This is a genomic window from Salipiger bermudensis (assembly GCF_019801965.1).
Classification (GTDB): Bacteria; Pseudomonadota; Alphaproteobacteria; order Rhodobacterales; family Rhodobacteraceae; genus Salipiger; species Salipiger bermudensis_A.
On sequence record NZ_JAHVIA010000002.1, the window covers coordinates 310,367 to 332,253 of the forward strand.

The following is a 21,887-nucleotide window of genomic DNA, read 5'->3' on the forward strand; positions in this document are numbered from 1 at the left end:
GTGCGCGGTTGTCTGGCCCGGCAACCCGACAGCCGGAGGCGCCCATGAAACTGCTTTTCGACCATGATGAATACCGCGCGCGCGTGGCCCGCACGCAGGCCGCCATGCGGATCCGGGGCATCGACGTGCTGCTGGTCTCGAACCCGGCGAACCAGTTCTACCTGACGGGCTATGACGGCTGGTCATTCTACACGCCGCAGATGGTGGTGGTCTCGGTCGACGCGGAGGAACCGTTCTGGTTCGGTCGCAAGATGGACGCGGTGGGCGCTAAATTCACCGCCTATCTCAGCGAAGAGAACGTCATTCCCTATCCCGACAAATACGTCGGCAGCGACGAGCTGCACCCGATGGACTACCTCGTCGAGCTCTTGAAGGAGAAGGGCTGGGACAAGGGCCGCATCGCCGCCGAGCAGGACGATTACTACTACACCGCCAAGTGGAACCGCATCCTGACGCAGGGCCTCGGGCAGGGAGAGTTCGACGACGGTTTCCTGCTGGTCAACCGCGTGCGCATGGTCAAGTCCCCGCGCGAGCTCGAATACATGGCGCAGGCCGGCCAGATCGCCACGCTGGCGATGGACAGCGCCCGTCAGCTCTGCAAGCCCGGCGTGCGGCAATGCGACGTGATGGCCGAGCTCTACCGCGTCACCACCTCCGGCACGCCCGACTTCGGCGGCACCTTCCCCTGCAAGCCGCCCAATGCCATGGTCGGCGAGATCGCCTCGGCCCCGCATCTGAGCTGGACCGACGCGCCGCTCGAGGAGGGCGAGATCTTCTATATCGAGATGGGCGGCATCCGGCACCGCTATCACTCGCCGCTGTCGCGCTGCGTCTACGTGGGCGAGCCGCCCGCCGAACTGGTCGAAACCACCAAGGTGATCCGCGAGGGGCTCGAAGCGGCGCTGGGCGTGGTGAAGCCCGGCATCGAGTGCCAGGAGATGGCCCACGCCTGGGAGGCGGTGATCCGCCGCCATGGCATCGAGAAGGACAGCCGCATCGGCTATCCGGTGGGCATCGGCTTCCCGCCCACATGGGGCGAGCTGACCTGCTCGCTGCGCGCCGGGGACACCACGGTGATGGAAGAGAACATGACCTTCCATTGCATCCCGGCGCTTTGGCTCGACAAGTACGGCCTCGTGGTGAGCGAGACCTTCGCGGTGACGGACGGCGGGGCGCAGTGCTTCGCCGACTGCCCGCGAGAGCTTCTGACGGCCTGAGGGAGGGCAGAGATGGCAGGCTTCACGACACGCCCCGAGATCCGCGGCACCTTCGGCATGGTGGCCTCGACGCACTGGATCGCCTCGGCGGTCGGCATGGCGATCCTCGAGAAGGGCGGCAACGCCTTCGATGCGGCAGTGGCCACAGGGTTTGTCCTGCAGGTGGTCGAGCCGCATCTCAACGGCCCGGCGGGCGACTTGCCGGTGCTGTTCCACTCGGCTGAGAGCAGCGCGCCTGGCGTGCTCTGCGCGCAGGGGGTGGCCCCTGCCGCGGCGACCATCGAGGCGATGAAGGCGCAGGGCATCGAGGGGCTGATCCCCGGCTCGGGCTTGCTCGCCACCGTGGTGCCCGGCGCCTTTGACGGCTGGCTGCTCCTGCTGCGCGATCATGGCAGCATGGAGCTTTCCGAGGTGCTGGAGCCGGCCATCGGCTACCTCTCCGACGGCCACCCGATGCTGGCCTCGGTGGCCGGGGCCATCGCCGGGCTCGAGCGCTTCTTCGCGGCGCAATGGCCAAGCTCGCACGCGGTCTGGTGCCCGGAGGGGCGTGCACCCGAGGCGCTGGCGCTGTTCCGCAACCCCGATCTCGCCGCCACCTACACGCGGCTGGTCGAGGCCGCGCAAGGCGAGACGCGCGAGGCCCGGATCGACGCCGCCCGCGCCGAATGGCGCGACGGCTTCGTGGCCGATGCCATCGCCGAGTATCTGAAGGATGCCAAGGTGATGGACGTGAGCGGCGAGCGCCACGGCGCCTTGCTCACCCGCGAGGATCTGGCCGGGTGGGAAGCGAGTTGCGAGGCCCCCGCCAGCATCGACTACCACGGCTGGACGATCTGCAAGACCGGCCCGTGGGGGCAGGGGCCGGTGCTGCTGCAGGCGCTGCAGATCCTCAAGAATTTCGACCTTTCCGCGATGGATCCGCTGGGCGAGGAGTTCGCCCACACTGTCATCGAGGCGATCAAGCTCGCCTGGGCCGACCGCGAGGCCTATTACGGCGACCCCGATCACTACGACATCCCGCTCGAGACCCTGCTGTCCGAGGAATATGGCCGCGAGCGCGCCGCGCTGATCACCGAGCGGGCCTCGCAGGAGCAGCGCCCGGGCCGGATCCCGGGCCACGAGGCGCTGGCCGACGCCGCCATTGCCCGCGCCGCGCGGTGCATCGAGGTGATGGAAGACCCGGCCACCGGAGAGCCCACCATGGCGCACCTGACCGACCGCAAGGGCGACACGGTGCATCTCGACATCATCGACCGCTGGGGCAACATGGTCTCGGCCACGCCCTCGGGCGGCTGGCTTCAGTCGAGCCCGGTGGTGCCGGGCCTCGGGTTCCCGCTCAACAGCCGGGCGCAGATGTTCTGGCTCGACGAGGGGCTACCCTCCTCGCTGACGCCGCGCGCACGTCCGCGCACCACGCTGACGCCTTCCATCGCCTACGGCCCGAGAGGTGAGCGGCTCTCCTTCGGCACGCCCGGCGGCGACCAGCAGGACCAGTGGCAGCTGGTGTGGTTCCTGCGCTTCGTGCATCACGGCTTCGACCTGCAGCAGGGCATCGACGCGCCGCTGTTCCATTCGCAGCATTTCCAAGCGTCGTTCTACCCGCGCGAGGCCAAGCCGGGGCGAATGATGATCGAGGAGACCATCGGCGCGCAGGTCATCGAGGGGCTGAAAGCGCGCGGGCATGATGTGGCCGTCGCCGCGCCCAACAGCGTCGGGCGCCTGACCGCGGCGCTGCGCCATCCCGACGGGCTCTTGCAGGCGGCGGCGACGCCGCGGCTGATGCAGGCCTATGCCATCGGACGCTGAGTTTTGCAGAGAGGACGAGAGATGAGCGAGATCACCCGCGTACGCGGCCCCTACAAGGGGCGCAATTCCGGCACCGCCTTCAACGGCATGGGCTGGGCGGTGGCGACCACCCAGGTCGAGACCGACGACGTATATGACCAGACGGCCAGCACGCTGGCGCGGATCGACGAGATCCTTGCGGAAATGGGCACCGACAAGACCCGCATCCTCAACGCCACGATCTACGTCACCGACATCGCCAGCAAGGACGAGATGGACCGCGCCTGGTGCGACTGGATCGGCGACGACCCGCAGCACTGGCCGCAGCGCGCCTGTGTCGAGACCGGACTGGCGGCGGGGCACCGCGTCGAGATCGTGGTGGTCGCGGCGCTCTGATCATCGCGAGGGCAGGAGAAAAGCGATTGGCGCTTGGTCCCGGGGGCCGCGCGCTCTACCGTCACGAGAAATCCTCCCCCACCTGACGGAGCCCCTGCATGGCGTTCGACTTCATCCTGATGCTCACCGAGAACGACCGCACGATCCCCGACGCCCGGGCGCGGATCGACGAGGCGCTCGAGGGCGGCGTGCGCAATATCGGCTTCAAGGATGTCGGCCTGCCGTTCTCCGAGTTGAAGGGGCTGGCGGAGGCCATCCGCGCCGCCGGCGGGCGCTCCTATCTCGAGGTGGTGAGCCTCGACGAGGAGAGTGAGCTGGCCTCGGCCCGCGCCGCGGTGGATCTCGATGTCGACTGCCTGCTCGGCGGCACCCGGCCGCAGGCGGTCACCACCGTGACCCGCGATCACCCGCTGCGCTATTATCCGTTCTGCGGCAGCATCACCGGCCATCCGAGCGTGCTCGAAGGGCCGGTCGAGGCCATCGTCGACTCCGCGAAACGGCTGGCGGATCTCGAGCATGTGCACGGGCTCGACCTCCTGGCCTACCGCTTCGCCGGCGACGTGCCGGAGCTGATGCGGGCGGTCTGCGGCGCCATCGGCAAGCCGGTGATCATGGCGGGCAGCATCGACAGCGAAACCCGCATCACCGCCGCCGCCGAAGCGGGCGCTGCTGGCTTCACCGTGGGCACCGCGGCGCTTGCTGGCGCCTTCCCGGCGGAGGGGCCGGGCTTTGCCGCGCAGGTCCGCGCCATCCTCGGCTTCACCACCCGGGCCCGGATGCGCTCCACCGCGCCCCGACGCATCGCTCTGGCCGCGCATGACACCCGCAAGGCGCATCTGCGGGCCTGGGTGTCGCGCCATGCCGCGGCGCTCGAGGGCCACCGGCTGGTCTGCACCGGCGGCACCGGGCAGATGATCGCCGAGGCCGCGCCGCAGCTCAGCCTGCGCCGGCTGCAACGCGGCTCGCGCGGCGGCGACCAGCAGCTCGGCGCGATGATCGCCACCGGCGAACTCGACGCAGTGATCTTCTTCGCCGATCCCACCGTGCCGCATGGCGGCGAGGCCGACCTGCAGGCGCTCACCCGTCTCGCCGTGCTGCATGACACCCCCTTGGCGCTCGGGCCCTCCGCCGCCGACATGATCGCTACGGCCCTGCTGGTCTCGCCGCAGGGGTGACAGCCTGCCGCGGCTGGACGGCCAGCGGCTCCGGGGCTTTGGCGCGAAACGCCCAACTGTCGCCGCAATCTTCTCTTAACGCTGCCTTTAGCAAAGCGGTGGGGGCCGAGTTGTGCTGTTTGAAGGAGTGGTCTCATGCTGCGCAAAACCGGTCTTTTGGCCCTGACGCTGGGCCTTTTCGCTGCGCCGCTTCAGGCGGAAGAACATTCGGTCCTGCTGATGGGGCAGGGGTATTTCCCGAGCCATGTCTACCCGGTCGTCGGCGATACCGTGATCTTCGAGAACAGCTCCATCGTGCCGATGTCGGCCACCGCCACCGATGCAAGCTGGGACACCGGCGTGCTGCAGCCGGGCGATCAATACGTGCTCGAGGTGACCGAGGGCATGACCCGGACCTTCGTTGACAGCGTCGCGGAAGAGAGCCTCGCGGAGGGCGTGATCGAATACGCCGCCGCGCCGCCGCTCGAGCTCGAGCGCAACAGCGAGCCGAACCACGCCAGCAACTGACCGCAGGTCTCAGATCGGCCGGATGAGCTGCGGGCCGCTGGCGCGGTTAGAGTTCACTGCCGTATCGACCCGGTGAAAGCGCAGCGCGCCCTCGGGGGCGGGCTGCATCAGCGTGGCCGCGCCGCGCCCTTCCTCTCCCAGCCACAGCGCCCAGTCATCGGCCGCGATGATCACCGGCACCCGGTGATGGATCTTCGTCATCTCGCCCGCGGATGCGGTGGTCACGATGGCGCAGCTGCGCAGCATCTCGCCGTCGCGCTCCCAGTCCTGCCAGACGCCCGCGAAGGCCAGCACATCGCCCTCGGCGGGCTGGATGTACCACGGCAGGCGGGTGCCATCCTCGCCCTTGGTCCATTCGTAGAAGCCGCTGGCCGGGATCAGGCAGCGGCGCTCGCGGCAGGCGGCGCGGAAGGCGGGCTTCTCGGCGATGGTCTCGGCGCGGGCATTGATCAGCAGCGGGCCGTCACCCGGCGTCTTGTACCAGTGCGGGAGGAAGCCCCAGCGCATCGCTGAGAGGCTGCGCGTGCCGTCGCTGCTGCGCACGGTGTGGACCGCGTTGGTCGGGCAGACGTTGAAGTTCGGCACTTCGGGCAGATCGTTGCCGGGCACCGCCTCGAAGATCTGCGCCATCGCCTCCTTGGCGAGGGTGATGGCGTAGCGCCCGCACATCGCGCCCCGGCCCGCCTAGCGGATCAGCGCCTTGATGGCGCGGGAATGCGACGGCTCGGCGCCCATCGCGTCGGCGGCCAGCGCACGGGCCTCGACCAGAAGCGCGTCTGGCGCGACGATGCGATCGATCAGCCCCCAGGCCAACGCCTCCTCGGCGGGGATCTTCTGCCCGGCCATCAGGATCATCTTGGCCCGCGCCGGCCCCACCAGCGCAGTGAGCCGCGCCGGATCGGAGGGCTGGGGCAGGAAGCCCAGCTTCATCACCGGGTAGAAGAACTTGGCGGTCGGCACCGCGATGCGCAGGTCGCAGGCCAGCGCCATGCCCATCGCGCCGCCCGCCAGCGTGCCGTTCAGGGCGCAGATGGTCAGCCCCGGCAGCCGCGCGATGGCGCCCGAGAGCCGCTCCCAGAGCGGCGAGGTGGCGAGGCCCGCGCGGGCGGCTTCGAGATCGGCCCCGGCGGAGAACACCTTGCCGACCCCGGTCAGCACCAGCACATGCGCGTCGCGCGCGGCCTCGGCGATCTCGCAGAGCCGTTCGAGCATTTCGGGGGTCAGCGAGTTGGCCTTGTCGGGCCGGTCGATCACCGCGATCCAGTAGCCGCCGTCCTTCTCGAGCGAGATCATATCAGGCCCACCTTGCGGCGGATCTCTTCATCGCGCAGCGAGACCTCGCCGCCGAGGAAGCCGTCGGCCTCCGGGCCGCACATCCACAGCAGCGTCTTGGCGACCCATTCCGGCGGGATGTGATCGGACCAGTCGAGCTGGCTGACCGCGTTGACGCCGCTGGCCTTGATGGTGCGCTGCATCTCGGTCGCCACGGTACCGGGCGAGAGCGAGATCGAGCGGACGCCGCGGGCGCGGTATTCCTCGTCGGTGGCGCGGGTGATCATCAGCGCGGCGGCCTTCGAGGTGCAATAGGCCGACCAGCCCTCGAGCGGGCGCTGCGCCGCGCCCGAGCCGATGGTCAGGATGGTGCCGCCGCCCGAAGCCAACATCCCCGGCAGCGCCGCGCGCATGCCGTGGAAGACGCCTTTCACGTTGATGTCGATGAGCGCGCCCCAGCTCTCGGGATCTGCCTCTGCCAGCGGCGCGATGGGCTCGATCACGCCGGCATTGTTGATCACGATGTCGAGCGACCCGAAGGCGGTGTGGCAGTTTTCCACCGCCTGCTCGACCTCCCAGTAACGCGAGATCTCGCAGGGGATGGCGACGGCCTTGGGGCCGATCTCGCCGGCCAGTTCGGCGATGGCGTCGCGGCTTCGCGCCACTAGGGCGACATTGGCGCCGGCCTCGGCAAAGGCCTTGGCCGCAGCCGCGCCGATGCCGCGGCTGGCGCCGGTGATCAGGGCGGTTTTCCCTGTCAGATCCATGGGATGCCTCGTGTTTTCCGATTCCACTCATTGGTAAAGGCTGGAATACCCCCGGTCCAGCCTCTTGACCGCACGGACGCCGGTGCCGAAGTAGGCTACATTGATTAGACGATCTCGAACGAAAGGGTTGATCCATGCGTGTCTCCAATCTTGCCGCCGCCGCCACGAGCGCGGCGCTGCTCGCCGCCCCGCCTGCCTGGGCCGACGTGACGCCGGATCAGGTCTGGTCGGATCTGCAGGCCTATCTCGCGGGCTTCGGCTACTCCGTGAGCGCCGAGGAAAGCCGGGCGGGCGACGCGCTGACCCTCACCGACATGACGGTGACGATGACCTTCCCGGAAGACGACGGCGAGATGCGCTTCCAGCTCGAGGAGATGGTCCTCCGCGATCAGGGCGACGGCACGGTGGCGCTCGACATGCCGACCACGATGCCGCTGACGATCACCGTCGCACCGACCGGGGGCGAAGAGGCCGAGGCGGTGATCGATTACACGCTGCAGGACATGGAGATGGTGATTGCCGGTGATCCCGGCGACATGACCTACGTCTACAGCGCCGCGTCGATGGCGCTGGTGCTGAGCGAACTGGTGGTCGACGGCGAGGTTATCCCGCGCGACAAAGTGGCGGTGCAGATCAGCGCCGCGCCGCTCGACGGCGAAACCCAGGTCTCGCTCGAAGACGGCATGCGGCGGGTGCGCCAGTCGTTCACCGTCGGCGAGCTGAGCTACGACCTGACCGGCAGCGACGACACCGGCGCGGGGCTTCTGGCGGGAATGCTGACCGGGGTCAGCACCGACAGCACCACGGTGGTGCCCGAGGCGATGGACGCGGCGGACATGAGCGCGATGCTGCGCAGTGGCATGACGATCGATGCCGAGATGCGCTACACCGCCGGCCAATCGCGCTTCTCGGTCACCGAAGACGATCAGACCTCCTCCGGCGAGACCTCGAGCCAGGGCGGCAGCCTGACGCTGGCGATGTCGCAGGATGCGCTCACCTATGACCTGCGCGGGCTGGGAATGAACGTCACCCTGAGCTCGCCCGAGATGCCGTTCCCGATCGCGGCCGAGATGGACGAGATGCGCCTCGGGCTGACCATGCCGGTAGGCGCGTCCGAAGAGCCGGTCGATGCGAAGGCGCAGCTGACCATGGCCGGCTTCACCGCCAGCGACGAGGTCTGGTCGCTCTTCGATCCGATGGGCGTCCTGCCGCGCGATCCGGCCACGGTGCTGCTCGACCTCGCGGCCAAGGTGACGCCGACGGTCGATCTGCTCGATCCGGCGCAGATCGAGGCGCTGGGCGGTGAGACGCCTCCCGGCGAGCTGAACGCGCTGACGCTCAACAACCTCACCATTGCGGCGGCGGGCGCTCAGATCGTCGGTGACGGAGACTTCACCTTCGACAATGACGATCTGGAGAGCTTCGACGGCCTGCCGCGTCCCGAGGGGGCGCTGAACCTGCAGGTGAGCGGGGCGAACGGGCTGATCGACAAGCTGATCCAGATGGGGCTGGTCCGCGAGCAGGATGCGATGGGCGCGCGGATGATGATGAGCATGTTCGCGGTGCCCGGATCGGCACCCGACACGATGAGCTCGACCATCGAGGTCAATGAGCAGGGCCAGGTCTTCGCCAACGGCCAGCGCATCAAGTAAGCGCCGAGACGCTCAGGTCCGAGGGCCGGCCCGTTGTGCGGGCCGGCCCCTTTCATTCAGGGCGGCTCGGGTCAGGGCCAGACCGGCGCGCCCTCGAGCCCCGCGGTCTCCGGCAGGCCGCAGATCAGGTTGGCGTTCTGCACCGCCTGCCCGGCCGCGCCCTTGCCGAGATTGTCCACCGCGCCGAGCGCGATGATGAGGTTGCGCGCCGGGTCGGCTGCGTAGCTGACGAAGCTGAGGTTTGAGCCGCTGGCCCACTTGGTCTGTGGCGGCTGTTCGGTGACCCGCACGAAGGGCCGGTCGGCGTAGAAGCGCCGAGCCGCGTCGAGGCAGGCTTCGGTGGTGGCGCTGCCGCGGGCATAGATCGTCACCAGCAGCCCGCGGGTCATCGGCACCAGATGCGGCGTGAAAACCAGCCCTGCGGCGCTCGCGCCGCCAAGCTGCGCGATGGCGGTCTCCATCTCGGGCATGTGGACATGGCGGAGCAGTCCATAGGGCTGCAGGTTCTCGTTGCTTTCCGCGTAGCCGAAGCTGCTGCTCCCACCGCGCCCGGCGCCGGAAATCCCGGTCTTGGCATCGATGATGATGTTGTCGGTGGCGATCAGCCCGGCCGCCAGCAGAGGTGCCAGCGCGTTCAGCGTCGCGACCGGGAAGCAGCCGGGATTGGCGATCCGACCGAGCCCCTTGATCCGCTCGGGCCAGACATCGGCGAGGCCGTAGCCCCAGCCCTCGACATGGCGGTGATCGCCGCCGATATCGACGATCTTCACCGTCTCGGGGACCCGGGCCAGCGCCTCGGCAGAGCGCCCGGTGGGCAGCGAGGCGAAGAGCAGGTCGAGCTCGGGCAGGGCCTTGGGATCGAACCTCTCGATGACCAGATCGGCCAGCGCCGGCGGTACGCCGGGGAAGCGTTCCACCAGCCGGCTGCCGGCGGTGCTCTCTCCGGCGGCGTAGACCAGCTCGAAAGCGGGATGCCCGGCGATCAGGCGCAGCGCTTCGCCGCCGCCGAAACCGCTGATGCCGACGATGCCTGTGCGAATGCTCATGGGAAATTCCTTTTCAGAAGGGGAACGGAAAACGCCCCCGAAGCCGAGGGCTGCGGGGGTCCGAAACGCGGGTCGATGCGGATTCTGGCGGGGGCGGCTAGAAAGCGCCGCTGAGGATGCCGAGGGTCACGGATCGACGCGCAGCCCGAAGAGCCGCCGCTGGGATGCGGCGTCGGCGTCGATCAGGGAAGGTCTGGTGTCCGGACATGAACAAGGGTCATGTCGCCAAGAGCGCTGTCGGTCAAGTCGTATCTCGCCTGACCGTGCGGTTCGCTTATTTGGGCCGGGGCGCGCGCGGCAAGATGCGCGGCAGGAGCGGCCCGGCATTTTTGCGCTCAGAACCCTACCAGGGATCTGGCCGTGATACCGGCGGCGCCGAGGATGGGCAGAAGGCACAGGATGGCGGCGCCAAGCAGGGTCAGTCGAAAGCGGTTCATGGGAAACTCCCGGATCAAAAGGCACTTGAAAGAAACGAACGGCGAAAATTGCCTCGTTCCAGAGTGCCCGATGCGGGATGTTATGTAAAGTTTGGCGTCTTGCGACCTTGGTCGGTCGGCGCGTCCCGGCCGGGGCGACGCGCCGGTGGGCCGCCGTCAGCCGGGCAGGTGCCTGGCGCGGGCGCCGCGCTCGATAGCGGCGGCGTGCAGGCGGTCGATATCAAGCTCGTAGCGGATCTCTTCCAGCAGCCGCAGCTCTTCCTCGCGCAGGGTGCCGTCGGCGGCGGCCACGTCGCAGGCCAGCGCGTAGGCCGTCTCGAACAGGCGCTCGGGCAGATTATCGCGGATCAGGCCGAAGAGGGCGTCGAGCCCGTCTTCCTGATCGAAGAGCTGGAACACCAGGTCCGACATGTTGCGGATGCGGTCGATGTCATACTCCGCGAAGATCGGCAGGAGGTTCACCGAGGACTCGATCTTCACGAGTTCGGCGGTGCGGATGTTCTGGTCCGAGGCCGAGACGGCGATCATCAGGGCGACGAGACAATCCTGGGACGTCAGCGGGTGCGGGGTGGCTTCGTTCACGGCAGCTCTTTCTTCGATTGACCCTTTGGCGTCAATTTATTGACCGCGACCCCCGTCTGCAATAGGACGCGGGCGCAACCGCCACGGAGTCGCCGTGGGCGGTCCTTCCCCCGTGTTGCCAAATCACACGCGATCCAATGGAGTGTTTCAGATGTCTGATCTGCGCGAAGCCGCGATGAGTTCGAAGGCCTGGCCCTTTGAAGAGGCGCGCCGCGTCCTGAAACGCTACGAGAAGAAGCCGCCCGAGAAGGGCTACGTGCTGTTCGAGACCGGCTACGGCCCTTCGGGCCTGCCGCATATCGGCACCTTCGGCGAGGTCGCGCGGACCACGATGATCCGCCGCGCCTTCGAGCTGATCTCCGATATCCCGACCCGTCTGATCTGCTTCTCGGACGACATGGACGGCATGCGCAAGGTGCCGGAAAACGTGCCGAACCAGGAGCTGCTGCACGCCAACCTGCAGCGCCCGCTGACCTCGGTGCCGGACCCGTTCGAGGAGTTCGAGAGCTTCGGCCACCACAACAACGCCATGCTGCGCCGCTTCCTCGACACTTTCGGCTTCCAGTACGAATTCTACTCGGCGACCGAGTTCTACAAGACCGGCCAGTTCGACGAGATCCTGCTGCGCTGCGCCGAGAAGTATGACGACCTGATGGCCATCATGCTGAAATCGCTGCGCGACGAGCGGGCGTCGACGTACTCGATCTTCCTGCCGATCCATCCCGAGAGCGGCCGGGTGCTCTACGTGCCGATGAAGCACGTGGACGCCAAGGAAGGCACGATCACCTTCGACGACGATGACGGCAAGGAATGGACCCTGCCGGTCACTGGCGGCAACGTGAAGCTGCAGTGGAAGCCCGATTTCGGCGCCCGCTGGGCGGCGCTCGAGGTCGATTTCGAGATGTACGGCAAGGACCACTCGACCAACACGCCGATCTATGACGGCATCTGCCGGACCCTCGGTGTGCGGGCGCCCGAGCACTTCACCTACGAGCTGTTCCTCGACGATCAGGGCCAGAAGATCTCGAAGTCGAAGGGCAACGGCCTGTCGATCGACGAGTGGCTGACCTATGCCTCGACCGAGTCGCTGTCGTACTTCATGTACCAGAAGCCCAAGACCGCGAAGCGGCTGTGGTGGGATGTCATCCCCAAGGCCGTGGACGAGTATCACCAGCAGCTCCGCGCCTTCCCGGGTCAGGACGCCAAGGGCCAGCTCAACAACCCGGTGTGGCACATCCACGGCGGCGACGTGCCCGAGTCGAAGATGGTGGTGCCGTTCTCGATGCTGCTCAACCTCGCCTCGGCCGCCGGGGCCGAGGACAAGGAGACCATGTGGGGCTTCATCCGCCGCTACGCCCCCGAGGCGAGCCCGGAGAGCCATCCCGACATGGATCAGGCGGCTGGCTTCGCGGTCCGCTACTACGACGATTTCGTCAAGCCCACCAAGCAGTTCCGCGCGCCCGACGAGAAGGAGCGGGCGGCGATGGAAGACCTCGCTGCGCAGTTGCGCGGCTATGATGGCGAGGTCTCCGACGAGGCGCTGCAGACGCTGGTCTTCGCGGTCGGCAAGGAGCACGGCTTCGAGAACCTGCGCGACTGGTTCAAGGCGCTCTACGAGGTGCTGCTGGGCCAGAGCCAGGGCCCGCGCTTCGGCGGCTTCATCGCGCTTTACGGCGTCGACGAGACCGTGGCGCTGATCGAGAAAGGCCTCGCCGGCGCGCTCGGATAAGCCCGGTTTTGACCGTCTGACCGCCCGCGCTACCTTCTCCGGCAGGAGGAGGTGGCGCGATGCGGACCAAATTACGGAACCTGACCTTGAGCCTGATCGTGGGGCTGGCGCTCGCCGGGCCCGCGATCGCACAGGACGACGCGGCGATTGAGGGCGTGATCCGCCAGCAGCTCGACGCGTTTCTCGCCGGGGACGTCGACGCGGCGTGGGGCTATGCCAGCCCCGAGATTCAGCGGCTCTTTGGCAATCCCGAGAATTTCGGCCGCATGGTCGAGCGCGGCTATCCCATGGTCTGGGCGCCCGGCGACGTGCGCTTTGGAGCGCTGTCGGAAAGCGATGGCGGGCTGTGGCAGACGGTGATCGTGCAGGATGCCGAGGGCGCGCTGCATGCGCTGCAATACCAGATGGAACAGGTCGACGGCAGCTGGCGCATCGCCGGCGTGCGCTTCGCACCGGTGCCGCAGGTTTCGGCCTAGGCCCGCTCCGCGGCAGCAGCCTTCAGACCTCCGCCCTGCCGTTGCGCGGCGGGCGGGGAGCGGTGCGGTGACCGCAGATCCTCTTAACGCCTCAAAGTTATCTGCAATTTGCGCGGGATTTCACGCCGCCCGCGCGGCGGCGGTCTCTTGTGCATTGCAGGCAACAGAGGATCGAACGGATGAACAAGGCGGTAACCGACGGCGTGGTCTTCATGCCGACACCCTTCTCCCAGGGGCTGGATGTCTGGTCGCGCAGCGACGGCACGCCGGGCTCCGACACCTATGACACCGACGCCAACGCAGCCTTCGTGCCGGCGGATGCGGATTTTGCCGGCTGTCTCGAGCTTCTCAAGATTTCCGGCACCCAGCGCCTGCGCTATACGGGCGATACACCGATCCTGCCGGGCTGCTACCTGCGCGTGACCGCGCGGGTGAAGGCGATCTCGGGGGTGATGCCGGCGGTGCGCATTGCTGCCTGGGCCGGACGCGAGAACGGCACCGAGGTAACGGGGCTGCCCGTCACCGGGCCCTCGGTGCAGCTGACGAGCTATGGCGAGGTGGTCGAGGTCTCGGCCATCGTCGGCGTCGGCGACCGGGGCGGGGTCGACATGGTGTGGGGCACCGAGCCCGATCTCGGCCATTTCGGACTCGACCTCACCGGCGCCAACGGTGGCGTGGTGCGGATCGATGACATCGTCATCGAGGACATCACCAGCGTCTTCCTGCGCACCCTGATGAACTGGGTCGACGTGCGCGATTACGGCGCCATCGGCGACGGCAGCACCGATGACAGTGCCGCCTTCGAGGCCGCCGACGCGGCGGCCAATGGGCGCAAGGTGCTGGTCTCGGCGGGCAACTACCGGCTGGCGAGTTCGGTGACCTTCGAGAGCCACGTGGAATTCGAGGGCCGCGTCACCATGCCAGACGCGGCGATCCTGTCGCTGACCAAGGATTTCGAACTGTCGACATACGTCGATGCCTTTGGAGGCGACGAGGAGACGGCGCTGAAGAAGGGCCTGCAATCGCTGCTCAACAATTCCGATCACGAGAGCTTCGACCTCTCGGGGCGGCGGGTCTCGCTGAGCGCGCCGATCGACGTGCAGGCAGCGGTCGACAACCGCGACAGCTATGCCCAGCGTCGGGTGCTGCGCAACGGCCAGCTGCGCGCCGAGACCAGCTCCGCGTGGGACAGCACCACCGTCACCAGCCAGGGGACCTATTCCGCCTCGAACCAGTGGCAGCTGACCGGCGTCACCAACATCGCCAATATCGAGGTCGGCAGCCTGGTCGAGGCGGCGGGCGTCGGGCGAGAGATCTACGTTCAGGCGGTCAATGTCGGAGCCCAGAGCCTGACCCTGTCGCAGCCGCTCTCGGACGCGGTGGGCACCCAGAGCTACAGCTTCACCCGCTTCCGCTACCTGCTCGATTTCAGCGGCTTCAGCCGGCTCGACAAGTTCGAGATCGAGGATGTCGAGTTCCAGTGCAACGAGCTTTGCAGCGGCGTGATGCTGGCGCGCACGGGGGTGGTCAACGTGGTGCGCAACTGCGTCTTCAACCGCCCCAAGGATCGCGGCATCACCTCACCGGGCGAGGGCTGCCAGGGCATGCTGATCGACCACAACCAGTTCAACAGCGCCGAGGGCGGGCTGACCACGCAGAACCGCCGCTCGGTGGCGATCAACACCAATGCCAACGACGTCAAGATCCGCAACAACCGCGCCTCGCAGTTCCGCCATTTCGCGGTGGTCTCGGGCGGTAACGGGGTGATCGCCAACAATCATTTCTTTCAGGGCGACGAGAGCGGTATCCGCAGCGCCGGCATCGTGCTGTGCCTGAAGAACACCAACACCACCGTGTCGGGCAACTACGTCGACAACTGCTTCATCGAATGGACCAACGAGCGCGATCCGGATCCGGATTTCGTCTCGGGCTTCGGCTTCTCGGGCCTGTCGATCACCGACAACGTCTTTCTCTGCTCGGACATGTCGGCGCAGTTTTCCTTCATCGTGGTCAAGCCCTATGGCCAGAACCACCGGATCAACGGGCTCAACGTCTCGGGCAATCTGTTCCGTGCCTCCGGCGGGACGATCGACCGGGTCGAGCGCGTCGATACTTCCTTTGAGGGGCTGAACCTTGCGGCGATGCGGAAGGTGTATTTCACCAACAACACCTTCCTGAACGTCGAGATCGGCGTGGAGAATCCCCTGCTGGTCAGCCACGCGCAGAACACCCATGCCCAGACCTGGGTCATCGATACCGACGACCGTCTGCCCTTCGGCGGCTACGCCATGGAGATCGAGAGCCTGGTGCTGCGCTCGCGGCCGCGCGACACCAGCAATGTCAGCGTCTTTGCCACGCCCTATTGCTCGAGCCGCGAGGGCGGCGCGCAGGATCAGGTTCACGCGGTCTGGCCCGAGCCTGTCCTGGGCGACATGACGCTGCGGGTGCGCATGGACAATTGAACGCGCTGGCCTAGGCGCGTGGGGCGGCCGGTGTTCCTCGGAGCACCGGCCGCTTTGCGTCTTACACTCCGAGATCCGCAGGCGTGAGCTTGAAGGCCTTGCCGAAACCGCCATTGAGCAGGCCGCGTGCGATCTCGAAGCGCAGCAGCGAGAAATCCGCGAAACCGATATAGAGCTTCGCCTTGGGCTGGAGGCTCAGGTAGTGCTCCGCGAGGGCTGCGTGCTCGGGGGCGCCGTGGCGGATGAACCGCGCACTGGCCTGCAGGCTGAGGCGCGGATGGGTGAGCGGATCGCCCTTCGGGCCGGGTTCGCCCAGCAGCAACGCGCAGGCCGGGTCGGCCTTGAGCGCGGTGGCGTGGGCCGCGAGGTCCGAAACCAGGCTCAGCGGCAGCCCGTCGGGTCCGGGCACCACCACGACCCGGCTAATCATCGGCGACCGGATCTCGGGGTCGGTCACGGCCAGCGCCGCGAAGCGGGCGGTCGCGATCAGGTCTTGGGCGAGGGCGCGGGCCTCGTCGTCGGTGGGGCGGATCGGGTCTGTCATGGCGGCGAGAGTAGCGCGGCGCGGCGGCAGGCGGAAGCGGATCAGAACTCGGCCCAGAGCCCGAAGGTGAGCCCCATCGAGCTGTCGCCAAGCAGCCCGTAGCTGCCGCCGATCTGGGTCTTCAGGCGCTTGGTCAGCGGCTGCACGAGGGTCGGCTCGACCCGGACGAAGGGCGGATCGCCGAATTGCTGGCCGGTCTGGAACTGCACGATCAGCTTGCGCTCATCCCAGAGATTGAGCCCCCAGGTGAGATCAAGCTTGAGATCGGTCTCGCCGCTGCCGAGCGAGATCTCGGCCAGACCGTCGGCTGCTAGCCAGCCGTGCCCCAGCCCCAGCCCCAGCGACAGGCCGGGGCGCAGGACCATGTCACCCTCGATCTGGCCCAGCCCGAGCTCGGCGGCGAGCCTGAGCCGCTGCTCCTGCCCTCCGATCGGCAGGCGGATGAAGGCCACGTCCTTGCCGCCGCCCGAGATTGCCCGGCCCAGATCGAGCCCGACGGTGAGCCGCTCGGTCATCCCGTATTCGACATAGAGCGTATAATATTCGCCGGTCGGCTCGTAGGAGGTCCAGGTGGTGATGTCCTGCGGCCAGGACAGCCGGGCCAGGCTGCTGACGAACAGGCTGCCCTCCTCGCGCGGCCAAGCCCCGGCGGACGCGCTGCCGGCCAGCCCGGCCAGCGCCAGAGCCAGTGTCAGCCCCCTGATGATCCCCATGGCGGTTTTCCCTTGCCAGGGGAAAACCTTGCGTCCAGCGTGGTTAACGCGCCGTTAAGCAGCGCTTTACCGGCGGCGGCAATCGCCTATGCTGCAGGGCAGAACCACGAGGGGGATGGAATGGCAGGATCGGTGATCACGGTGGCGCAGCAGAAGGGCGGGTCGGGCAAGACAACGCTCTCGGCCAATCTGGCGATCGGGCTGCGCCTGGCGGGGCATTCGGTCGCGCTGATCGACACCGATCCGCAGGGCAGCCTCGGGCGCTGGTTCATGACCCGGCTCGAGCACAATCCCGATGCCGTCGAGGGGCTCGAGTTCGCCACCTCCTCGGCCTGGGGCATCACCTATGAATGCCGCAAGCTGGCGGAGCGCTTCGATGTCGTCATCGTCGACACCCCGCCCAAGGCCGACAGCGACCTGCGCCCGGCGCTGCGCGCCGCCGACCTGGTGCTGGTGCCGGTCTCGATGAGCCATCTCGATCTCTGGGCCACGGAAAGCGTGCTCGATCTCGCCCGCCGCGAGAACCGCGAAGTGATGATGGTGATGAACCGCACCCGTCCGGGCACGCGGCTCTCGGGCGAGATCACCGCCGCGGCCAACAAGATGGCGGCGCGCATCGCCGAGGCGCAGCTGGGCAACCGGGTGGGCTATGCCGAGGCCTTCGGCCACGGGCTGAGCGCCGCCGAGGGCCGCAAGACCCCGGCCCGCGACGAGGTCGAGGCGTTGTCGGCAGAGGTGGCGCAGGTGCTGGCGAACGGGTAAAGGGGGCGTCGGACCCCGCCTTGCGAGACGGGGCGAGCCCCGGAGAAGACGCCATGACCGATCACGCCGCCCTAGCCGAGACCATCCGCCGCCACGAGGCCGCGCAGGGCCAGCCGATCTCGCGGCTGGGCTATTTCTGTGCCCCGTTCCGGCCTGCCGAAGGGCCGTACTCGGATCGTGTCATCAAGGTTTATCGCGGGCTGCCGGACGCCGGTGCGCTCGACCGCCTCGCGGCGGCGCATGACGATTACGTCGCCGCCCTGCGCGAGACCGGCGTGCCGCTGCCCGAGACCGAGTTCCTGCTGCTCGAGAGCGACGGCGCGCGGGTACCGGTGATCGTTCAGGAAGCGCTGCCCGAGACGTCGCTGATGCGGCCGCGGATGCAGGCAGAGGGGCTCGAGGCGACGCTGGAGATGATGGAGGCTGCGGGCCAGGTCATCGCGCGGTTCTGGAATGCCGCCGACCGCTTCGACACTCGCATCGGCTTCCACCCCTCGATCCGCAATTTCGCCGTCGTCGACGGCACCGCGGTGTTCTACGACACCTTCCCGCCGCTGATCCATTACAGCCGCGACGAGATGGGCCGGATGCTGCTGCTGTTCTCGGAGAAGCGCCTGATGCGGCTGGTGGGCCCATTGATGCGCAAGCGGGTGACCGGGATCCAGGACGAGTGGTATTCCGCTCCCGAGACGCTGGTGGGACTGGTGGGTTCGGCCTGCCGCCTGCGCCCCGAGCATGGCGAACATTACCTGGCTTGGGGGCGGGACTTCGCCGCGCGCGAGATGCCGCGCTGGCGGGACGAGGCGATCGCGGGAATGCAGGAGATGCCGCGCCTGCCGGGCTACTGGACCGGTTTCCGCAAGCTGCTCGGACTTCAGGGCGAGCCCAACGTCTGAGCCAGAAGAATTTTCACTGAAAATTCTTGGGCGTCGCGCGGGGGAGGAAGCTTTATTGAGAAAAATCTTCGTGCCGCTGCGCCCTAGCTGTTCGGTTCGATCGACCCCATCACGGTGAGAAAGACCTCCTCGGGCAGCGCCGCGGCGAGGCACTCGCGCAGGATCGGCCACTCGTCCTCGTCATCCTCGGCGATCTCGCGCAGGTCCATAATGACGTCATGCACGCCGTGCGTCAGCACGCCAAGCCGGTCTCCGCCCGAAAGCGCGGTGTCGAGATATTCGTCGAAGGCGTCGCCGAAGACCTCCGGCGGCAGCCCGTGCATTTCAAGCTGGTAGGCTTGCCATGCGAGGATCACCGCCCGCTTGTCCAGCAGGCTCAGAGCAGCCTCTGCCTGCCGGACAGCGGGCGGGATCCGTCGCGTCATGATCAGACGATCTTGATGCCGGCCTTCTCGGCATCCGCAAGGAACGCCGCGAGGCCCTTGTCGGTCAGCACGTGGTTGGCCATCGCCTTGATCACCGCCGGCGGCGCGGTGGCCACGTCGGCGCCGATCTTGGCGCAATCGGACATGTGGTTGGCGCTGCGGATCGAGGCGGCGAGGATCTGGGTCTCGAAGCCGTAGTTGTCATAGATCTGGCGGATGTCGGCGATCAGCTCGAGACCGTCGATGTTGATGTCGTCGAGGCGGCCGACGAAGGGCGAGATGAAGGTCGCGCCGGCCTTGGCCGCCAGCAGCGCCTGGTTGGCCGAGAAGCAGAGCGTCACGTTCACCATCTTGCCTTCCGAGGTGAAGGTCTTGCAGGCGCGCAGGCCGTCGAGGGTCAGCGGCACCTTGATGGCGATGTTCGGCGCGATCTCGGCCAGCTTGCGGCCTTCCTCGACCATCGCCTCGTACTCGGTGGCAACCACCTCGGCCGAAACCGGGCCGTCGACCATGTCGCAGATTTCCTTGGTGACTTCGAGGATGTCACGGCCGGACTTGGCGATCAGCGAGGGGTTGGTGGTCACGCCATCGACGAGGCCCAGATCGTTGAGCTCGCGGATCGCGTCCACGTCGGCGGTGTCTACGAAAAATTTCATCGGCGTCAGCCCTCCCGGCTTTGCTTGGCATTCGGTCGCGCGTGTCATACCCCATGCAGGGGCCCTCAGGAAGCCCCAGAAGTTTTGCGCTAACGGAAACCCTGCAGATGGATGCGTTCTACGACGAAGGCACGCTGGTGGCCGTGCTGACCACGCAGCCGCTGGACCGGCTGCTCGACTACAAGGCGCCGGAGGGCGGCTGCTGGGAAGGCGCCTTCGTCGAGGTGCCGCTCGGGCCGCGCAAGGTGCTGGGCGTGGTCTGGGGGCCGGGCAAGGGCGATGTCGACTATGCCAAGGTGCGGCCCGTGACCCGGGTGCTCGACGTGGCGCCGATGCGTGCCGAGCTGCGCAGCTTTCTCGAGCGCGCCGGCGAGTACACCCTGACCCCGCTCACCGCGATGCTGCGGCTCGCCACCCGCGCGCCGGGGCTGGGCGAGGCACCCTCGATGCGCAAGATCTACCGGCTGGGCGATGCCGAGCCCGAGCGCATGACCGACGCGCGCCGCCGGGTGCTCGAGGTGCTCGCCGATATTGGCGGGCTGGCGCTGACACAGGGCGAGCTGGCCGAGGCGGCTGGGGTGACGCCCTCCGTCATCAAGGGGCTCGCCAAGATGGGCGCGGTGCGCGAGGAGGAAGCGCCGCGCGACACCGCCTTCCCGAGGCTCGATCCGGACTACGGCGGCAAGACGCTGGCCGAGGATCAGGCGCTTGCGGCGCAGAGCCTGCGCGAGGGCGTGGCCTCGGGGCGCTACGGCACGGTGCTGCTCAAGGGCGTGACCGGCTCGGGCAAGACCGAGGTCTATCTCGAGGCGGTGGCGGAATGCCTGGCGCAGGGCCGTCAGGCGCTGGTGCTGCTGCCCGAGATCGCGCTGACCTCGGAATTCCTCACCCGGGTCGAGGCGCGCTTCGGCGCCAAGCCCGCCGAGTGGCACTCGGGCGTCACGGTGACCGAGCGGCGCCGGGTCTGGAAACAGGTGGCGCAGGGCGGGGCGCAGCTCGTCGTGGGCGCGCGCTCGGCGCTGTTCCTGCCGTTCCGGGATCTCGGGCTGACGGTCGTCGACGAGGAGCACGACACCTCCTACAAGCAGGACGAGGGCGTGCTCTACAACGCCCGCGACATGGCGGTGCTGCGCGCCTCGATCTGCGCGGGCCGGGTGGTGCTGGCCTCGGCCACGCCCTCGCTCGAGAGCTGGGCCAATGCCGATGCCGGCAAGTACCAGCGGCTCGACCTCGTCTCGCGCTTCGGCGCCTCGGTGATGCCCGAGATGCGCTCGATCGACATGCGCGCCGAGACGCTGCCCTCGAACCGCTGGGTCTCGCCCTCGCTGCAATCGGAGGTGCTGGCGCGGATCGAGCGCGGCGAGCAGGCGATGCTGTTCCTCAACCGGCGCGGCTATGCGCCGGTGACGATCTGCCGGGCCTGCGGCCACCAGATCGGCTGCCCGCATTGCGACGCCCGCATGGTCGAGCACCGCTTCCTGCAGCGCCTCGTCTGCCACCAGTGCGGAGAGACCGTCCCCAAGCCGGAGGTCTGCCCGTCCTGCGAGGCCGAGGACAAGCTGGCGGCGGTGGGGCCCGGGGTCGAGCGGCTGGCCGAGGAGGCGGCGGAGCTGTTCCCGCAGGCGCGGCTGGCGGTGCTGTCCTCGGATCTCTTCGGCTCGGCGCGGGCGCTGAAGGAGGAGATCGAGAAGATCGCCTCGGGCGGCGCCGACATCGTCATCGGCACGCAGCTGGTGGCCAAGGGCCACAACTTCCCGCTGCTGACGCTGGTCGGCGTGATCGACGCCGACCTCGGGCTTCAGGGCTCCGACCTGCGCGCCGCCGAGCGCACCTTCCAGCTGATGCGGCAGGTGGCGGGGCGGGCCGGGCGCGCCGAGCGGCCGGGAGTGGCGCTGTTGCAGACCTACCAGCCCGAGCACCCGGTGATCCGGGCGATCCTCTCGGGCGACGAGGAAGGCTTCTGGCAGGCCGAGGCCGAGGAGCGCCGGGCTGCCGGCATGCCGCCCTATGGAAGGCTCGCCGGGGTGATCCTGTCCTCGACCGAGGCGCAGGAGGTGTTCGATCTCGGCAACGCCATGGCGCGGCAGGACGCGCCGCTGCGCCGCATCGGGGCGCAGGTCTACGGGCCGGCGCCGGCCCCCATCGCCAAGGTGCGCGGGCGGCACCGGGTGCGTCTGCTGGTCAAGGCGCCCAAGGGCGCGGCGCTGCAGCCGGCGCTGGCCGACTGGGCGGCGCAGTTCCGGCTGCGCGGCGAGCTGCGCATGGCGATCGACATCGATCCGCAGAATTTCTTCTGAGGCTTGAGAAGGGGGCGGGGATCCTTGGCGCGGCGGACGTCAGGGGCGCGGTCGTGCCTGTTGCAGGGATATCAAGGGGGCGCTGCCCCCT

General features: G+C 68.1%; 21 protein-coding genes. 12 read left to right on the forward strand and 9 right to left on the reverse strand.

What is annotated here, in order from left to right; all coding sequences use genetic code 11:
• The first annotated feature begins 44 nt into the window (after positions 1-44).
• The 5 genes from KUV62_RS05400 to KUV62_RS05420 all read left to right on the forward strand — a co-directional run bounded on the left by KUV62_RS05400 (position 45) and on the right by KUV62_RS05420 (position 5,080).
• The gene (locus KUV62_RS05400) at positions 45-1,217 is read left to right on the forward strand and encodes a M24 family metallopeptidase (protein ID WP_261395331.1); all 1,173 of its coding nucleotides are present in this window, start codon (positions 45-47) and stop codon (positions 1,215-1,217) included.
• A gap of 12 nt (positions 1,218-1,229) precedes the next feature.
• A complete protein-coding gene (locus KUV62_RS05405) occupies positions 1,230-3,023 on the forward strand; it encodes a gamma-glutamyltransferase family protein (protein WP_222602655.1) in 1,794 nt (597 codons plus the stop codon).
• A 21-nt stretch (positions 3,024-3,044) separates the two neighbouring features.
• Positions 3,045-3,398, forward strand: coding sequence for a RidA family protein (locus KUV62_RS05410; protein WP_222602656.1), 354 nt, complete (start codon positions 3,045-3,047; stop codon positions 3,396-3,398).
• A gap of 98 nt (positions 3,399-3,496) precedes the next feature.
• On the forward strand, positions 3,497-4,573 hold the full coding sequence (locus KUV62_RS05415) for a methylglyoxal synthase (RefSeq protein WP_222602657.1): 1,077 nt from the start codon (positions 3,497-3,499) through the stop codon (positions 4,571-4,573).
• Between the two features lie 135 nt (positions 4,574-4,708).
• The gene (locus tag KUV62_RS05420; RefSeq protein ID WP_222602658.1) at positions 4,709-5,080 is read left to right on the forward strand and encodes a hypothetical protein; all 372 of its coding nucleotides are present in this window, start codon (positions 4,709-4,711) and stop codon (positions 5,078-5,080) included.
• A gap of 9 nt (positions 5,081-5,089) precedes the next feature.
• Here the strand turns inward: KUV62_RS05420 and KUV62_RS05425 are convergent, their stop codons facing one another.
• Genes KUV62_RS05425 through KUV62_RS05435 form a run of 3 tightly spaced genes read right to left on the reverse strand, consistent with a single transcriptional unit; the run spans position 5,090 to position 7,119 of the window.
• Entirely contained in the window at positions 5,090-5,749 is a 660-nt protein-coding gene (locus KUV62_RS05425) for an SOS response-associated peptidase (RefSeq protein ID WP_222602659.1), read from the reverse strand.
• 15 nt (positions 5,750-5,764) lie between these two features.
• Positions 5,765-6,373: an enoyl-CoA hydratase/isomerase family protein gene (locus KUV62_RS05430; protein WP_222602660.1), complete on the reverse strand. Its 609-nt coding sequence runs from the start codon at positions 6,371-6,373 to the stop codon at positions 5,765-5,767.
• Entirely contained in the window at positions 6,370-7,119 is a 750-nt protein-coding gene (locus KUV62_RS05435; RefSeq protein WP_222602661.1) for an SDR family oxidoreductase, read from the reverse strand. Before KUV62_RS05435 ends, KUV62_RS05430 begins: the two co-directional genes overlap by 4 nt.
• Positions 7,120-7,253: 134 nt before the next feature.
• Here KUV62_RS05435 and KUV62_RS05440 point away from each other — a divergent pair, with 134 nt between their 5' ends.
• The gene (locus KUV62_RS05440) at positions 7,254-8,771 is read left to right on the forward strand and encodes a DUF2125 domain-containing protein (RefSeq protein ID WP_222602662.1); all 1,518 of its coding nucleotides are present in this window, start codon (positions 7,254-7,256) and stop codon (positions 8,769-8,771) included.
• Positions 8,772-8,842: 71 nt separating this feature from the next.
• Here KUV62_RS05440 and argC read toward each other — a convergent pair whose 3' ends face one another.
• Positions 8,843-9,817: an N-acetyl-gamma-glutamyl-phosphate reductase gene (argC, locus tag KUV62_RS05445; protein WP_222602663.1), complete on the reverse strand. Its 975-nt coding sequence runs from the start codon at positions 9,815-9,817 to the stop codon at positions 8,843-8,845.
• 593 nt (positions 9,818-10,410) lie between these two features.
• Complete coding sequence (locus KUV62_RS05450) at positions 10,411-10,836, reverse strand: tellurite resistance TerB family protein (RefSeq protein ID WP_222602664.1); 426 nt, start codon at positions 10,834-10,836, stop codon at positions 10,411-10,413.
• A 151-nt stretch (positions 10,837-10,987) separates the two neighbouring features.
• On the opposite strand from KUV62_RS05450, the gene KUV62_RS05455 reads away from it, so the two are divergent.
• From KUV62_RS05455 to KUV62_RS05465, 3 genes are all read left to right on the forward strand, one after another.
• Complete coding sequence (locus KUV62_RS05455; protein WP_222602665.1) at positions 10,988-12,565, forward strand: lysine--tRNA ligase; 1,578 nt, start codon at positions 10,988-10,990, stop codon at positions 12,563-12,565.
• 59 nt (positions 12,566-12,624) lie between these two features.
• Positions 12,625-13,041, forward strand: coding sequence for a DUF4864 domain-containing protein (locus KUV62_RS05460; protein ID WP_222602666.1), 417 nt, complete (start codon positions 12,625-12,627; stop codon positions 13,039-13,041).
• A 179-nt stretch (positions 13,042-13,220) separates the two neighbouring features.
• Entirely contained in the window at positions 13,221-15,503 is a 2,283-nt protein-coding gene (locus KUV62_RS05465) for a right-handed parallel beta-helix repeat-containing protein (RefSeq protein WP_222602667.1), read from the forward strand.
• Positions 15,504-15,564: 61 nt separating this feature from the next.
• Here the strand turns inward: KUV62_RS05465 and KUV62_RS05470 are convergent, their stop codons facing one another.
• Together KUV62_RS05470 and KUV62_RS05475 are read right to left on the reverse strand one after the other, a co-directional pair.
• Positions 15,565-16,047 carry a HugZ family protein gene (locus KUV62_RS05470; RefSeq protein ID WP_222602668.1) on the reverse strand — a complete coding sequence of 161 codons (483 nt, stop codon included), beginning with the start codon at positions 16,045-16,047 and terminating at the stop codon, positions 15,565-15,567.
• Between the two features lie 41 nt (positions 16,048-16,088).
• Positions 16,089-16,760 carry a hypothetical protein gene (locus tag KUV62_RS05475; RefSeq protein WP_222602669.1) on the reverse strand — a complete coding sequence of 224 codons (672 nt, stop codon included), beginning with the start codon at positions 16,758-16,760 and terminating at the stop codon, positions 16,089-16,091.
• A 120-nt stretch (positions 16,761-16,880) separates the two neighbouring features.
• Here KUV62_RS05475 and parA point away from each other — a divergent pair, with 120 nt between their 5' ends.
• Positions 16,881-17,522 carry a ParA family partition ATPase gene (gene parA / locus KUV62_RS05480; protein WP_222602670.1) on the forward strand — a complete coding sequence of 214 codons (642 nt, stop codon included), beginning with the start codon at positions 16,881-16,883 and terminating at the stop codon, positions 17,520-17,522.
• A gap of 53 nt (positions 17,523-17,575) precedes the next feature.
• Positions 17,576-18,418 (forward strand): DUF6206 family protein, encoded by an 843-nt coding sequence (locus KUV62_RS05485; protein ID WP_222602671.1) that lies wholly within the window; start codon positions 17,576-17,578, stop codon positions 18,416-18,418.
• An 83-nt stretch (positions 18,419-18,501) separates the two neighbouring features.
• Here KUV62_RS05485 and KUV62_RS05490 read toward each other — a convergent pair whose 3' ends face one another.
• Positions 18,502-18,843: a hypothetical protein gene (locus KUV62_RS05490; protein WP_222602672.1), complete on the reverse strand. Its 342-nt coding sequence runs from the start codon at positions 18,841-18,843 to the stop codon at positions 18,502-18,504.
• Positions 18,844-18,845: 2 nt separating this feature from the next.
• Entirely contained in the window at positions 18,846-19,499 is a 654-nt protein-coding gene (gene fsa, locus KUV62_RS05495; RefSeq protein ID WP_222602673.1) for a fructose-6-phosphate aldolase, read from the reverse strand.
• A gap of 107 nt (positions 19,500-19,606) precedes the next feature.
• On the opposite strand from fsa, the gene KUV62_RS05500 reads away from it, so the two are divergent.
• A complete protein-coding gene (locus KUV62_RS05500; RefSeq protein ID WP_222602674.1) occupies positions 19,607-21,796 on the forward strand; it encodes a primosomal protein N' in 2,190 nt (729 codons plus the stop codon).
• Positions 21,797-21,887 lie beyond the last annotated feature (91 nt).

Bases quoted from the DNA above. Each gene is read 5' to 3' on its own strand.
- KUV62_RS05400 (WP_261395331.1), top strand. From the start codon at position 45: ATGAAACTGCTTTTCGACCATGATGAATACCGCGCGCGCGTGGCCCGC.
- KUV62_RS05405 (WP_222602655.1), top strand. From the start codon at position 1,230: ATGGCAGGCTTCACGACACGCCCCGAGATCCGCGGCACCTTCGGCATG.
- KUV62_RS05410 (WP_222602656.1), top strand. From the start codon at position 3,045: ATGAGCGAGATCACCCGCGTACGCGGCCCCTACAAGGGGCGCAATTCC.
- KUV62_RS05415 (WP_222602657.1), top strand. From the start codon at position 3,497: ATGGCGTTCGACTTCATCCTGATGCTCACCGAGAACGACCGCACGATC.
- KUV62_RS05420 (WP_222602658.1), top strand. From the start codon at position 4,709: ATGCTGCGCAAAACCGGTCTTTTGGCCCTGACGCTGGGCCTTTTCGCT.
- KUV62_RS05425 (WP_222602659.1), bottom strand. From the start codon at position 5,749: ATGTGCGGGCGCTACGCCATCACCCTCGCCAAGGAGGCGATGGCGCAG.
- KUV62_RS05430 (WP_222602660.1), bottom strand. From the start codon at position 6,373: ATGATCTCGCTCGAGAAGGACGGCGGCTACTGGATCGCGGTGATCGAC.
- KUV62_RS05435 (WP_222602661.1), bottom strand. From the start codon at position 7,119: ATGGATCTGACAGGGAAAACCGCCCTGATCACCGGCGCCAGCCGCGGC.
- KUV62_RS05440 (WP_222602662.1), top strand. From the start codon at position 7,254: ATGCGTGTCTCCAATCTTGCCGCCGCCGCCACGAGCGCGGCGCTGCTC.
- argC (WP_222602663.1), bottom strand. From the start codon at position 9,817: ATGAGCATTCGCACAGGCATCGTCGGCATCAGCGGTTTCGGCGGCGGC.
- KUV62_RS05455 (WP_222602665.1), top strand. From the start codon at position 10,988: ATGTCTGATCTGCGCGAAGCCGCGATGAGTTCGAAGGCCTGGCCCTTT.
- KUV62_RS05460 (WP_222602666.1), top strand. From the start codon at position 12,625: ATGCGGACCAAATTACGGAACCTGACCTTGAGCCTGATCGTGGGGCTG.
- KUV62_RS05465 (WP_222602667.1), top strand. From the start codon at position 13,221: ATGAACAAGGCGGTAACCGACGGCGTGGTCTTCATGCCGACACCCTTC.
- KUV62_RS05470 (WP_222602668.1), bottom strand. From the start codon at position 16,047: ATGACAGACCCGATCCGCCCCACCGACGACGAGGCCCGCGCCCTCGCC.
- KUV62_RS05475 (WP_222602669.1), bottom strand. From the start codon at position 16,760: ATGGGGATCATCAGGGGGCTGACACTGGCTCTGGCGCTGGCCGGGCTG.
- parA (WP_222602670.1), top strand. From the start codon at position 16,881: ATGGCAGGATCGGTGATCACGGTGGCGCAGCAGAAGGGCGGGTCGGGC.
- KUV62_RS05485 (WP_222602671.1), top strand. From the start codon at position 17,576: ATGACCGATCACGCCGCCCTAGCCGAGACCATCCGCCGCCACGAGGCC.
- KUV62_RS05490 (WP_222602672.1), bottom strand. From the start codon at position 18,843: ATGACGCGACGGATCCCGCCCGCTGTCCGGCAGGCAGAGGCTGCTCTG.
- fsa (WP_222602673.1), bottom strand. From the start codon at position 19,499: ATGAAATTTTTCGTAGACACCGCCGACGTGGACGCGATCCGCGAGCTC.
- KUV62_RS05500 (WP_222602674.1), top strand. From the start codon at position 19,607: ATGGATGCGTTCTACGACGAAGGCACGCTGGTGGCCGTGCTGACCACG.